The organism is Streptomyces sp. MNU76 (genome assembly GCF_020982545.1).
In the GTDB taxonomy this organism is placed as follows: domain Bacteria; phylum Actinomycetota; class Actinomycetes; order Streptomycetales; family Streptomycetaceae; genus Streptomyces.
In genome coordinates, this window is the sequence record NZ_JAJKLK010000021.1 from 333483 (window position 1) to 346208 (window position 12726).

At 70.5% G+C, this 12726-nt stretch carries 14 protein-coding genes; 13 read left to right on the forward strand and 1 reads right to left on the reverse strand.

Annotation, left to right across the window (positions count from 1 at the left end):
• Positions 1 to 25 precede the first annotated feature (25 nt).
• The 8 genes from lepB (at position 26) to E4N62_RS34495 (ending at position 6971) form a co-directional block, all read left to right on the forward strand.
• Entirely contained in the window at positions 26 to 772 is a 747-nt protein-coding gene (lepB, locus tag E4N62_RS34460) for a signal peptidase I (RefSeq protein ID WP_230220759.1), read from the forward strand.
• Entirely contained in the window at positions 762 to 1301 is a 540-nt protein-coding gene (locus E4N62_RS34465; protein WP_230220761.1) for an NUDIX hydrolase, read from the forward strand. Before lepB ends, E4N62_RS34465 begins: the two co-directional genes overlap by 11 nt.
• 56 nt (positions 1302 to 1357) lie before the next feature.
• Entirely contained in the window at positions 1358 to 1666 is a 309-nt protein-coding gene (locus tag E4N62_RS34470) for a DUF2469 domain-containing protein (protein ID WP_005311352.1), read from the forward strand.
• Between the two features lie 128 nt (positions 1667 to 1794).
• Positions 1795 to 2220, forward strand: a complete 426-nt coding sequence (locus E4N62_RS34475) for a YraN family protein (protein WP_230220763.1) — start codon at positions 1795 to 1797, stop codon at positions 2218 to 2220.
• Positions 2220 to 3842: a YifB family Mg chelatase-like AAA ATPase gene (locus E4N62_RS34480; protein WP_230220765.1), complete on the forward strand. Its 1623-nt coding sequence runs from the start codon at positions 2220 to 2222 to the stop codon at positions 3840 to 3842. Before E4N62_RS34475 ends, E4N62_RS34480 begins: the two co-directional genes overlap by 1 nt.
• A gap of 387 nt (positions 3843 to 4229) precedes the next feature.
• Positions 4230 to 5036 (forward strand): DNA-processing protein DprA, encoded by an 807-nt coding sequence (locus tag E4N62_RS34485; RefSeq protein ID WP_230220970.1) that lies wholly within the window; start codon positions 4230 to 4232, stop codon positions 5034 to 5036.
• 272 nt (positions 5037 to 5308) lie between these two features.
• Complete coding sequence (whiG, locus tag E4N62_RS34490) at positions 5309 to 6145, forward strand: RNA polymerase sigma factor WhiG (RefSeq protein WP_230220767.1); 837 nt, start codon at positions 5309 to 5311, stop codon at positions 6143 to 6145.
• A 268-nt stretch (positions 6146 to 6413) separates the two neighbouring features.
• Positions 6414 to 6971: a TetR/AcrR family transcriptional regulator gene (locus tag E4N62_RS34495; RefSeq protein ID WP_230220972.1), complete on the forward strand. Its 558-nt coding sequence runs from the start codon at positions 6414 to 6416 to the stop codon at positions 6969 to 6971.
• Positions 6972 to 7020: 49 nt separating this feature from the next.
• Here the strand turns inward: E4N62_RS34495 and E4N62_RS49770 are convergent, their stop codons facing one another.
• Complete coding sequence (locus tag E4N62_RS49770; protein WP_374117130.1) at positions 7021 to 7326, reverse strand: peptidoglycan DD-metalloendopeptidase family protein; 306 nt, start codon at positions 7324 to 7326, stop codon at positions 7021 to 7023.
• Between the two features lie 641 nt (positions 7327 to 7967).
• Between E4N62_RS49770 and rpsB the strand changes: the two genes are divergently transcribed.
• The 5 genes from rpsB to E4N62_RS34525 all read left to right on the forward strand — a co-directional run bounded on the left by rpsB (position 7968) and on the right by E4N62_RS34525 (position 12684).
• Positions 7968 to 8903: a 30S ribosomal protein S2 gene (gene rpsB / locus E4N62_RS34505; RefSeq protein WP_230220769.1), complete on the forward strand. Its 936-nt coding sequence runs from the start codon at positions 7968 to 7970 to the stop codon at positions 8901 to 8903.
• A gap of 159 nt (positions 8904 to 9062) precedes the next feature.
• Positions 9063 to 9899, forward strand: coding sequence for a translation elongation factor Ts (gene tsf / locus E4N62_RS34510; RefSeq protein WP_184899862.1), 837 nt, complete (start codon positions 9063 to 9065; stop codon positions 9897 to 9899).
• A 195-nt stretch (positions 9900 to 10094) separates the two neighbouring features.
• A complete protein-coding gene (gene pyrH / locus E4N62_RS34515) occupies positions 10095 to 10853 on the forward strand; it encodes a UMP kinase (protein WP_230220771.1) in 759 nt (252 codons plus the stop codon).
• 155 nt (positions 10854 to 11008) lie between these two features.
• Positions 11009 to 11566 (forward strand): ribosome recycling factor, encoded by a 558-nt coding sequence (gene frr, locus E4N62_RS34520; protein WP_230220773.1) that lies wholly within the window; start codon positions 11009 to 11011, stop codon positions 11564 to 11566.
• A complete protein-coding gene (locus tag E4N62_RS34525; protein ID WP_230220775.1) occupies positions 11566 to 12684 on the forward strand; it encodes a phosphatidate cytidylyltransferase in 1119 nt (372 codons plus the stop codon). The genes frr and E4N62_RS34525 overlap by 1 nt, the downstream gene beginning before the upstream one ends.
• Positions 12685 to 12726: the final 42 nt, after the last annotated feature.

Consider the following 12726-nt stretch of genomic DNA (forward strand, 5'->3'; position numbering starts at 1 on the left):
ATTCTCCGACCTGGGGAGCACTGGGATGAGCGGGACGACAAGTCGAACGGACGAGGGCCACGGACGGCTCGGCAGCAAGCTGTCGGGGCTGGCCGTGGCCCTCGGCTGTGTCCTCTTCCTGGGCGGCTTCCTGTGGGGCGCGGTCGCCTACGCGCCCTACTCCGTGCCCACCGACTCGATGTCGCCCACCATCACCTCCGGGGACCGCATACTCGCCGAGCGGGTGGACGGGTCCGAGATCAGGCGCGGTGACGTCGTGGTCTTCCGGCAGGAGACTTGGGGCAACGCCCCCATGGTCAAGCGCGTCGTCGCGGTCGGCGGGGACACGGTCGCCTGCTGCACCGACGGCAAGCTGACCGTCAACGGCAAGCAGATCGACGAGGGTTACCTCCCCGAGGGCGAGCAGGCCGAGCTGTCCGGGATCCCCGAGATCACCGTCCCCAAGGGCCGGCTGTTCCTCCTCGGCGACGAGCGCAGCGGCTCCCTGGACTCCACCGCCCACCTCACGGAGGCGGGCAACGGCACGGTGCCGCGCAGCCATGTGGACGCGCGCGTGGACGCCGTCGTCTGGCCCATGGACGGCATGCTGGCCCGCCCCACGGGCTTCGAGAAGCTGGGCGCGCTGTCCTCTCCGGGCCCGCTGCGCCTGATCACCACCGCGCTGGTCGTGGGCATGGTGCTCGTGCTGGGCGGCGCGGCCTACGGGCCCGTCGCCAAGCGGTTCGGCGGACGCGGCCGTACGACGCAGCCGGAGCCGGCCGGTGTCGGCTGAGGGCACGGTCGGGGGCGCAGGGGACACGTACGAGGGCGGGCTGCGCAGGGTGGCCCGGGTGATCCTGCTGGATCCGCGGGAGCGCGTCCTGCTGCTGCACGGGCACGAGCCGGACGATCCGGCCGACGACTGGTGGTTCACGCCGGGCGGCGGTGTGGAGGGCACGGAGACCCGGGAGGAGGCCGCTCTGCGGGAGCTTGTGGAGGAGACCGGGATCACTGACGTGGAGCTCGGCCCCGTGCTCTGGCGGCGGATGTGCTCCTTCCCCTTCGCCGGCCGCCGCTGGGACCAGGACGAGTGGTACTACCTCGCCCGGACCCCCGAGGTGCACGAGGAGGTCGTGCCCGTCGCCGCGGGCCTCACCGAGCTGGAACGGCGCAGTGTGGCCGGAGCGCGCTGGTGGACGTGCGGGGAACTGACCCGGACGCATGAGACGGTGTACCCGACCAGACTCGCCGAACTGCTTCGCACACTGCTCGACGAGGGTCCCCCCGCCAGACCTGTGGTCCTCGACACCGAAATTGTCTAGGGGCTCGCGGGACTGGCGCACAATGGTGGGATCGCACGGCTGAAGGGGAACATGCCATGAGCGCCGAGGACCTCGAGAAGTACGAGACCGAGATGGAGCTGAAGCTCTACCGGGAGTACCGCGATGTCGTCGGTCTGTTCAAATACGTGATCGAGACCGAGCGGCGTTTCTATCTCACCAATGACTACGAGATGCAGGTGCACTCGGTCCAGGGTGAGGTGTTCTTCGAGGTGTCGATGGCGGACGCCTGGGTGTGGGACATGTATCGACCGGCTCGCTTCGTGAAGCAGGTGCGAGTGCTCACGTTCAAGGACGTGAACATCGAGGAGCTGAACAAGAGCGATCTGGAGCTGCCGGGCAGCTGAGAGTGGCTCGGGGGTGAGGTGCCGTCATTCGTGTGGGTGATGAAGATATCCACAATCGGCAGTTTGTCCACCAAGATCCACTAGCGGGCTGAGCTGCCCTCAGTGTTGGCGCCGGAGGTGGTGCCGACATGAGCGAGGCACGAGGTGGCAACGCGCGCCGGAGCGGCGTACGAGGTGACGGGGCCCGAGGCAACAATGCCCGGGGCGCGCTGGGTAGATACGGCGAGGACCTGGCCGCGCGGCGTCTGGTCGAGGCCGGGATGACGGTCCTGGAGCGCAACTGGCGCGGCGGGCGGTCCGGCGAGGTCGACATCGTGGCGCGTGACGGGGACGCGCTGGTCGTCTGCGAGGTGAAGACCCGTAGGGCCGGCCCCTTCGAGCACCCGATGGCCGCGGTCACGCCGACCAAGGCGGAACGGCTGCGCCGCCTCGCCGAACGCTGGCTCCAGGAACACGGGGGGAGCCCGCCGGGCGGCGTCCGCATCGACGTGGTCGGCGTCGTCCTCCCCGACCGCGGCGCCCCCGTCGTGGAACACGTGCGGGGGGTGGCCTGATGGGATTCGCCCGCACGTGCTCCGTGGCCCTCGTAGGCGTCGAGGGGGTCGTGGTCGAGGTCCAGGCCGACCTGGAACCTGGCGTGGCGGCCTTCACACTGGTGGGACTGCCGGACAAGAGCCTGACGGAGAGCAAGGATCGGGTCAGGGCGGCGGTGGTGAATTCGGGTGCCGAATGGCCGCAGAAGAAGTTGACCGTGGGCCTCAGCCCGGCGTCGGTGCCCAAGGCAGGCAGTGGCTTCGACCTGGCGGTGGCCTGCGCGGTGCTGGGAGCCTCCGAGCGGATCGATCCGAGGGTGCTCTCCGACATCGTGATGATCGGAGAACTCGGCCTCGACGGACGGGTCCGGCCGGTCCGGGGCATCCTGCCCGCGGTCCTGGCCGCTGCCGAGGCCGGATACGAGCAGGTGGTGGTGCCGGAATGCGCGGCGGCGGAGGCTTCGCTGGTGCCTGGTGTCTCGGTCCTGGGCGTGCGCACCCTGCGGCAACTGATCGCCGTGCTCGCGGACGAACCCGTGCCGGACGAGGAGCCCGACGAGGGACGCCCGGACCCGCTCATGGCGGGGCTCCGTCTGCCGGGTGCGCGGGCTGCCACCGGAATGCGCACTGCGGGGGCCGCGCAACAGGACCAGGGCCATGACCTCGCCGATGTCGTCGGTCAACTCGCGGCCCGGACCGCCGTGGAGGTCGCCGCGGCAGGTGGGCACCACCTCTTCCTCGAAGGCCCGCCGGGCGCGGGCAAGACGATGCTCGCCGAGCGGTTGCCGACCATCCTGCCGAAGCTGGCCAGGGAGGAGTCGCTGGAGGTCACGGCGATCCACTCGATCGCCGGCCTGCTCCCCGCGGGGAAGCCGCTGGTCGACGACGCGCCCTACTGCGCACCTCACCACTCGGCCACGATGCAGTCCCTGGTCGGCGGCGGTCAGGGGGTCGCCCGCCCGGGAGCGGTCTCTCTCGCCCACCGCGGGGTGCTCTTCCTCGACGAGACCCCCGAGTTCAGCAGCCAGGTGCTCGATGCCCTGCGGCAGCCGCTGGAGTCGGGGCATGTGGTCATCGCGCGCAGTGCGGGCGTGGTCCGGTTCCCGGCGAAGTTCTTGATGGTCCTTGCCGCGAATCCCTGCCCCTGTGGCAGGTTCTCGCGGACGGACGATCTCTGCGAGTGCCCGCCCGCGTCGATCCGCCGATACCAGGCCCGGCTCTCCGGGCCGCTGCTGGACAGGGTCGACCTGCGGGTCGAGGTCGACCGGGTCACCCGGACCGAGCTCACAAGGCGTGGGGCTCGGGGCGAATCCACGGCGACGGTGGCCGACCGCGTGCGCTCGGCCAGGCAGCGTGCGGCCCAACGTCTGCGGGGCACACCCTGGCGGACCAACAGCGAAGTACCGGGGCGCGAACTCCGCAACCGGTGGCACGCGGCCCCGGGTGCGATGGACGAGGCAGAGCGCTGCCTGGAGCGGGGTGTGCTGACCGCGCGCGGACTGGACCGGGTACTCCGGGTCGCCTGGACCATCGCCGACCTCGTCGGCCATGACCGCCCTGACGCGGCGGACGTCAACCTGGGTCTGCAACTGCGCACCGGGGTCCCGCGTGGGGTGCCGATGGCGATCGGCGCGCTGACGTGAGGCCCGAGGCGTGTGGTGGATCGGTGAGCGTGCCATGACGGGCGGCGTAGAGGTGCCCGAGGGCGAGCGGCTCGACCGGGCCTTTTTGGCCCGTGTCCTCGAACCCGGCGACGAAGTCGGCGGGCGATGGCTGCGGGAGTTCGGGGCCCGGGAGGTGGTGCGGAGAGTCTCCCGGGGTGGGTCATCGCTGCCCGAGGCTTCCGAGAAGCGGTGGGCGGGCCTGTGTGCCCGGGCCGCACGCGCGGATCCGGCGGGCGACCTCGCGCGGGCGCAGGACGTCGGAGTCCGTTTCCTCATCCCCGGGGACGGGGAGTGGCCCGGGCAGCTTGATGATCTCGGGGACGGGCGGCCCTTGGGGTTGTGGGTGCGGGGAAGGCCAACGTGCGGATGTGGGCATTGCGGTCGGTCGCGGTCGTGGGGCGCGGGCCTGTACGGAATACGGCGCACACATGGCGGCGTCCCTGGCCGCGGATCTCGCCGAGCGGGGTGGGTGGTGGTGTCCGGGGCGCGTACGGCGTGGACGGCGCCGCGCACCGGGGCGTGCTCGGGGTCGGCGGCGCGACCGTCGCGGTGCTGGCCTGCGGGGTGGACCGGCCGTATCCCCGGGGGCACGTCCAGCTGATCGGCAGGATCGCGGAACAGGGGCTCGTGGTCGGGGAGTTGCCGCCCGGGGAGCACCCGACGCCGAGCCGGTTCATCCAGCGGAACCGGGTCATCGCCGCGCTCACCAGGGGCACCGTGGTCGTGGAGGCGGCCTACCGCAGTGGCGCGCTGGTCACGGCACGGGCGGCACAGCGGCTGGGCCGGTTCGCCATGGGGGTGCCGGGCCCCGCCACCTCGGCGCTCTCGGCCGGCGTGCACGACCTGCTGCGGGGTGACGCCGTCCTCGTCTCTGACGCCGCCGAAGTTGTCGAGCTGGTGGGTGACATGGGAGAGCTGGCGCCTGACCGCAGAGGTCCCGTCCTCCCCCGTGACCTGCTGGAACCCGGCGCGCGCCAGGTGCTGTCAGCGCTGCCGGGGCGGGGGAGCGCGGCCCCCGAGGAGATCGCGCGCGGCGCGGGCACGACCGTGGACGACGCGGTCGGGAGACTGTACGAACTGCGCGCACTCGGTTACGTCGAACGACACGGCGACGGCTGGAAGTTGACACGCCAGGCGATGATCTCCGTCTCGCCCGATCGGAGGTCGGGTTGACGGAGCGGGTTCGGCCGTCCGGGGGAACACCGACGGCCTTGCCGTTTCCGGCAGTTGACGCGCCGAAGCGGTCGCACCCCGCGAGCGTCGTGCCCTGGTGGGCGGTCCAGCGGAACGTATCTGCGCACCGGCGATCCCTCGGCCTTCGCGCACTGCGACTCCTCAGTCACGCTACGCTCACGAGGATTCCGACTCAGGACAGGCAACTCGACATCAGACCGACAGCTCACCCAGGCATCCCCAGTTCACGGCAGAACGGCACAAGGCGACGAATGCCCCAGCACACCTCCGGGTCTGACCGGGCGGCGGTACCCTCCACCGCTCGCGGCGCCGTGCGCCCACCCGCCCCCTCGACACTCGACGAGCTGTGGCGGACGTACAAGACGACGGGCGACGACCGGCTGCGAGAGCAGCTGATCCTGCACTACTCACCGCTGGTGAAGTACGTGGCGGGCCGGGTGAGCGTCGGCCTGCCGACCAACGTCGAGCAGGCGGACTTCGTCTCCTCCGGGGTCTTCGGGCTCATCGACGCGATCGAGAAGTTCGACATCGACCGGGAGATCAAGTTCGAGACCTACGCGATCACCCGGATCCGGGGCGCCATGATCGACGAACTGCGCGCGCTGGACTGGATCCCCCGGTCGGTGCGGCAGAAGGCCCGCAACGTCGAGCGGGCCTACGCCACGCTGGAGTCGCGACTCAGACGCACCCCGAGCGAGGGCGAGGTCGCCGCCGAAATGGGAATCGCGGTCGACGAACTCCACTCGGTCTTCAGCCAGTTGTCGCTGGCCAACGTGGTGGCTCTGGAGGAGCTGCTGCACGTCGGGGGCGAGGGCGGCGACCGGCTGAGTCTCATGGACACCCTGGAGGACACCGCCGCGGACAACCCCGTCGAGGTCGCGGAGGACCGGGAGCTGCGCCGTTTCCTGGCACGCGCCATCAACACGTTGCCCGAGCGCGAGAAGACCGTCGTCACGCTCTACTACTACGAGGGGCTCACCCTCGCGGAGATCGGGAACGTGCTGGGGGTCACCGAGAGTCGGGTGAGCCAGATCCACACGAAGTCCGTGCTGCAGCTGCGGGCGAAGCTGGCAAGTTTCGGCCGTTGACCCTCTCGATCCGGCCGAATGTCGGGGTGCTGTCCGGGGTAGAGGGGTGGGCTGGTGGCGCGGGTGTAGGGCGGTGGCTGCGTGCCCCCGTGGGTGGCGTAGGCCGTCCATGGTCCTCGGAAGGGCGTCGGACGACCATCCGAAGAGCTCGGACATCCGTCCGAGGGCCGTCGGACGGATGTCGGCCAGGGCGCGTCGGGAGAGGCACTCCCGTGGGTGGCGGTCCGTCCGTAAAGTGGATGTCGTGCCAAGGATTCGAGCGGCCTCCGTGGCCGAGCACCGGTCGATGCAGCGAGCCGCCCTGCTGGACGCGGCTCGATCGTTGTTGTCCGAGGGCGGGACGGAGGCGTTGACGTTCCCCGCGCTCGCCGAACGTACGGGGCTGGCGCGGTCGTCCGTGTACGAGTACTTCCGCTCGCGCGCGGCCGTCGTCGAGGAGCTGTGCCAGGTCGACTTTCCCGTCTGGGCGGCGGAGGTCGAGGCCGCGATGGCAGCGGTCGAGCGGCCCGAGGGCAAGGTCGAGGCGTACGTCCGCAAGCAGCTGGAGCTGGTCGGGGACCGGCGGCACCGGGCCGTGGTGGCGATCTCGGCGAGTGAGCTGGACGCCGGCGCGCGGGAGAAGATCCGGGCCGCGCACGGAGGGCTCGTCGCGATGATCGTGGAGGCGCTGGCGGAGCTCGGGCAGGCTGAGCCCCGGTTGGGCGCGATGTTGCTCCAGGGAGTCGTGGACGCGGCCGTGCGGCGGATCGAGCTGGGGGCCGCGGAGGATCCGGCGGCGATCACCGAGGCTGCCGTGGGGATGGCTCTGCGGGGTGTGCGGGGCTGAGCCCTCTCGGTCGGACCGTTCGGGCCGTCGGGCCGTCGGGCGCCTGCGGCTACGCCAGGGGCAGCAGGCGTGAAGGGCCCCGACGGAGCAGCCACGGCGGGAGCAGTGAGAGCGGGTCCAGGTAGCTGTCGCCTCTGCGCAGGCCCCAGTGGAGGCATGCGGTCGGGCAGTGGGAAGGGGTGGCCTCCAGGGTGCCCAAGGGGGTGCCCGCCGTCACCGCGTCGCCCTTCTTCACCGAGGTCCGCACCGGTTCGTAGGTCGTGCGCAGGGGCGGGTCGCCGGTGCCGGTCAGTTCGATCGAGACGACTCCCCGGCCCGCCACCCGGCCGGCGAACGCGACGCGTCCCGGGGCCACCGCGCGAACCGGGGAACCGGCCGGTGCGGAGAGGTCGACGCCCCGGTGGCCTCGTGCGTAGGGGGTGGGCGGAGGCTCCCAGACCCGGGCCACCAGGGGCGCAGGCCGACGGGCCAGGCGCGCGCCACGGCGGGGACGGGCTCCACGGCGGGGCGGGCTCTACGGGCCCCGGTGCCGCCGGGGCGGCGTCCTGTCCCGGGGCGGCGCGGGGCGCGGTCGTCCAGGCCGTGAGCAGGAGCGCCGGCAGCAGGCACAGCAGCAGGGCCCGCCACGGGCGGACACGTCGCGGGGATGTGCCCCCGTGAGGCATCTGGTGAGGCATCTCGCGACTCATCTCGTCAGGCATCTCGTCGGACATGGGGGAAGCGTCCCGCGAGTGGCGCGATCATGGCCGGGATCTGTGGACTACTCGTCGGTTGTGGATATCGGCGTCACCCGGGGCCTCGCGGGTCCCGTACACTTCTGGTGGCGATCCGGGTCACCGGGTCGACTTCGCACGCCCCGGTACGAGGTCCGTCAGATCCGTCGGACGGTCCGTATCAGCGCCCCTCGGTCCTCAGCGGCAACGGCGCATCGCGGGCGTCAGGCGCGGGAGCCGTCCGGTTCTCGCGGCACAACCGAGAAATTCAAGGAGAACGGCCATGGCCGTCGTCACGATGCGGGAGCTGCTGGAGAGCGGCGTCCACTTCGGTCACCAGACCCGTCGCTGGAACCCGAAGATGAAGCGCTTCATCTTCACCGAGCGCAACGGCATCTACATCATCGACCTGCTCCAGTCGCTGTCGTACATCGACCGCGCCTACGAGTTCGTCAAGGAGACCGTCGCCCACGGCGGCACGGTCATGTTCGTCGGCACGAAGAAGCAGGCGCAGGAGGCCATCGCCGAGCAGGCCACCCGCGTCGGCATGCCCTACGTCAACCAGCGTTGGCTGGGCGGCATGCTCACCAACTTCTCGACCGTCTACAAGCGTCTGCAGCGCCTCAAGGAGCTCGAGCAGATCGACTTCGAGGACGTCGCGTCGTCGGGTCTGACCAAGAAGGAGCTCCTGGTCCTCTCGCGTGAGAAGGCCAAGCTGGAGAAGACCCTCGGTGGTATCCGCGAGATGCAGAAGGTGCCCAGCGCCGTCTGGATCGTGGACACCAAGAAGGAGCACATCGCGGTCGGCGAGGCCCGGAAGCTCAACATCCCGGTCGTCGCCATCCTCGACACCAACTGCGACCCCGACGAGGTCGACTACAAGATCCCCGGCAACGACGACGCGATCCGCTCCGTCACGCTGCTCACCCGTGTGATCGCCGACGCGGTCGCCGAGGGTCTCATCTCCCGCTCCCGTGTCGCCACCGAGGGCAAGGGCGACAAGGCCGCTGGCGAGCCGCTGGCCGCCTGGGAGCGCGACCTGCTCGAGGGCGAGAAGAAGGCCGACGAGGCTCCGGCCGCCGCTGAGGCCCCGGCTGCCGCCGAGGCTCCGGCCGAGGCCGCTGCCGAGGCCCCCGCTGCCGAGGCCCCCGCTGCCGAGGCCCCCGCTGCCGAGGCTCCGGCTGCCGAGGCTCCGGCCGCGGACGCCGAGCAGGCCTGACCTTCACGGTCGTAGGGCTGTCGACATGACGGCGGGTGGCGCCGAGCGCGCCACCCGCCGTTCACCCGCAGCCCGTAGATCTTCGGCGGGCGCCCGCCCTACGAGCGGCGGCGGACGCCGACTTCGAGACTTCGAACTCCGAGAAGAGATTCACAGATCATGGCGAACTACACCGCCGCCGACGTCAAGAAGCTCCGCGAGCTCACCGGCGCCGGCATGATGGACTGCAAGAAGGCGCTGGACGAGGCCGAGGGCAACGTCGACAAGGCCGTCGAGGCCCTGCGCATCAAGGGCCAGAAGGGCGTCGCCAAGCGCGAGGGCCGCTCCGCCGAGAACGGCGCCGTGGTCTCCCTCATCGCCGACGACAACACCTCCGGTGTCCTCGTCGAGCTGAAGTGCGAGACGGACTTCGTCGCCAAGGGCGAGAAGTTCCAGGCCGCCGCGAACGCCATCGCCGCGCACGTCGCCGCGACCTCCCCGGCCGACCTCGACGCCCTGCTCGCCTCCGAGATCGAGGCCGGCAAGACCGTCCAGGCGTACGTCGACGAGGCCAACGCCAACCTCGGCGAGAAGATCGTCCTCGACCGCTTCGCGCAGTTCGCCGACGGCTTCGTCTTCGCCTACATGCACCGCACCATGCCCGACCTGCCCCCGCAGATCGGTGTCCTGGTCGAGCTGGACAAGGCCGACGCCGACCTCGCCAAGGGTGTCGCCCAGCACATCGCCGCCTTCGCGCCGAAGTACCTCTCCAAGGAGGACGTGCCGGCCGAGGTCGTCGAGTCCGAGCGCCGCGTCGCCGAGGAGACCACCCGCGCCGAGGGCAAGCCCGAGGCCGCCCTGCCGAAGATCGTCGAGGGTCGCCTCAACGGCTTCTTCAAGGACGCCACGCTGCTCGGCCAGCCCTACGCGCTGGACAACAAGAAGTCCGTCCAGAAGGTTCTGGACGAGGCCGGTGTCACCCTGAAGCGCTTCACGCGCATCAAGGTCGGCATCTGAGTCCGTTACGCGACCAGCGCCCGGCCCCGATAGGGTCGAGTGCAGTCGTTCGCGTACGCCGCCCCGTGCGCGCGTGACGCGATGCGGACGACAGCAGATCTGACGAGGAGGCCATTGCCGCGCATGGGATGCGAACACCACCCCACCGGCAATGGCCTTCTTCGTATGTGCGACACGTAAAGAGGCGAGATCTCCATGACCACCAAGCCCCAGAAGAGCGACGACGGCAAATTGAGCGGCCGGTTTCTGCTGAAGCTGTCCGGAGAGGCGTTCTCCGGGGGCGGTGGCCTCGGCGTCGACCCCGACGTGGTGCACGCGATCGCCCGGGAGATCGCGGCCGTCGTACGCGACGGCGCGGAGATCGCCGTCGTCATCGGCGGCGGCAACTTCTTCCGGGGCGCCGAACTCCAGCAGCGCGGTATGGACCGGGCCCGCTCCGACTACATGGGCATGCTCGGCACGGTCATGAACTGCCTCGCCCTCCAGGACTTCCTGGAGAAGGAGGGCATCGACAGCCGCGTCCAGACCGCCATCACCATGGGCCAGGTCGCCGAGCCGTACATCCCGCTGCGCGCCGTGCGCCACCTGGAGAAGGGCCGTGTGGTCATCTTCGGCGCCGGTATGGGCATGCCCTACTTCTCCACCGACACGACCGCCGCGCAGCGCGCCCTGGAGATCGACGCCGAGGCGCTGCTGATGGGCAAGAACGGCGTGGACGGGGTCTACGACTCCGACCCCAAGACCAACCCGGACGCGGTCAGGTTCGACTCCCTCGGCTACGGCGAGGTGATCACCCGCGAGTTGAAGGTCGCCGACGCCACCGCGATCACGCTCTGCCGTGACAACAAGCTCCCGATCCTCGTGTTCGAGCTTCTCAAGGAGGGCAATATCGCGCGGGCCGTCAAGGGTGAGAAGATCGGCACTCTCGTGGGTGATCAGGGAAGCCGGGCCTGACCGGGTCCTTCCCCTGCCCGGGGGACGGAGCCTGACCGGGGGATGGACAATGTCCTGCCGGTCGGGAACCGTGCAGGAACAAGACGCGACGCAGCCGGCCGCCGACCAGACCAAGTACAGCTGCCGGGCCTACTCAAGACACGCAGGAGCAAGTGGTGATCGAAGAGACCCTCCTCGAGGCCGAGGAGAAGATGGAGAAGGCCGTCGTGGTCGCCAAGGACGACTTCGCCGCGATCCGGACCGGTCGTGCGCACCCGGCGATGTTCAACAAGATCGTGGCTGACTACTACGGTGCGCTGACGCCGATCAACCAGCTCGCCTCGTTCTCGGTGCCGGAACCGCGCATGGCCGTGGTGACCCCGTTCGACAAGACGGCCCTGCGCAACATCGAGCAGGCGATCCGCGACTCCGACCTCGGCGTCAACCCGAGCAACGACGGCAACATCATCCGGGTGGTGTTCCCCGAGCTGACCGAGGAGCGCCGCCGCGAGTACATCAAGGTCGCCAAGGGCAAGGCGGAGGACTCCAAGGTGTCCATCCGCTCGGTCCGCCGCAAGGCCAAGGACGCGATCGACAAGCTCGTCAAGGACGGCGAGGTCGGCGAGGACGAGGGCCGCCGTGCGGAGAAGGAGCTCGACGACACCACCGCGAAGTACGTCGCTCAGGTGGACGAGCTGCTCAAGCACAAGGAAGCGGAGCTCCTCGAGGTCTGATGAACGACTCTTCCTGGGGGGCGCCGCCACAAGCCGGGTACTGGGCGCCGACCGACCGGGGACCTGTCCAGGGGCATGCCCCGGCGGGTCCCACGTACGATGCGCCTGAGGCCCAGCAGACTCGCCCCATGCCCATCGTGCCCGATGTACCCGCGCATGGCGGGAACCAGGACGACGACCGGGGGGCCGCTCGGCAGGCCGGTCCCCCGTTCCGCGACGAGACGCCGTCGACGCAGCCCCACGGGGCGGCGTCGCAGAAGCCGGAGCCCATGCCCGACGCCCCGCAGCCCGCCCCGCAGAAGAAGAGCGCGGGTCGTGACCTGGGCGCCGCCATAGGGGTCGGCGTCGGACTCGGTGTGGTCATCGTCGCCTCGCTGTTCATCGTCAAGGCGGCCTTCGTCGGGGTGATAGCGGTCGCCGTGGTGGTGGGGCTGTGGGAGCTCACCTCGCGCCTGGCGGAACGCAAGGGCATCAGGGCGCCCCTCGTGCCGCTCGCGGTCGGCGGGGCGGCCATGGTCGTCGCCGGCTATGTCCGCGGGCCCGAGGGGGCCTGGGTGGCCATGGCGCTCACCGCGCTGGCCGTCCTCGTCTGGCGGATGACGGAACCGCCGGAGAACTATCTGAAGGACGTCACGGCGGGGGTCTTCGCCGCCTTCTACGTGCCGTTCCTGGCCACGTTCGTCGCGCTCATGCTCGCCGCCGACGACGGGCCGCAGCGGGTCCTGGTGTTCCTGCTGCTCACCGTCGTCAGCGACACGGGTGCGTACGCCGTCGGTTGGCGCTTCGGCACGCACAAGCTGGCGCCGCGCATCAGTCCCGGCAAGACCCGCGAGGGGCTCCTCGGCGCGATCGCCTTCGCCATGGTCGCGGGCGCGCTGCTCATGGAGTTCGTCATCGACGGCGGTGCCTGGTGGCAGGGCCTGCTCCTCGGTCTCGTCGTCGCGGCCAGCGCCACGCTGGGCGACCTCGGCGAGTCCATGATCAAGCGGGACCTCGGCATCAAGGACATGGGCACGCTCCTGCCGGGCCACGGCGGCATCATGGACCGCCTGGACTCGTTGCTCCCGACGGCCCCGGTGGTCTGGCTGCTGCTGGTGCTGTTCGTGGGCTCGGGCTGATCGTCGGTCGAACCTGCTGAGGTGAGTGGGCCCCGTCCTGGT